This window comes from Rosenbergiella gaditana (assembly GCF_018494065.1).
Classification (GTDB): Bacteria; Pseudomonadota; Gammaproteobacteria; order Enterobacterales; family Enterobacteriaceae; genus Rosenbergiella; species Rosenbergiella gaditana.
In genome coordinates this window covers 1-217 of the sequence record NZ_JABBFR010000102.1, presented here as the reverse complement: position 1 = coordinate 217, position 217 = coordinate 1, and the positions used below count along the sequence as shown (strand labels likewise).

Here is a 217-nt window from a genome sequence, read left to right as displayed (position 1 = left end):
TGGGGTCAGGTGGGACCACCGCGCTAGTGCCGCCAGGCAAATTCTTTGTGCATGAAACGTTTCTTTTTAGCGTACTCAGCGTTAACGTCCCTCGCGCTACTCAGTCACATACCGCTGTATGCTCCTTCTTATCGCTTGGGCGTCGCCTTGATTACGATAAAAATACATCGTTTCTGCAAATTCTTTTCTTTAATCTGTCAACGCGCTGATAAATCTC

At 47.5% G+C, this 217-nt stretch carries 1 protein-coding gene; it reads left to right on the top strand.

What is annotated here, in order from left to right:
* Positions 1-209 (top strand): hypothetical protein (locus HH682_RS15635; protein WP_214238388.1); only part of this gene is annotated, 209 nt, incomplete at its 5' end.
* Positions 210-217: the final 8 nt, after the last annotated feature.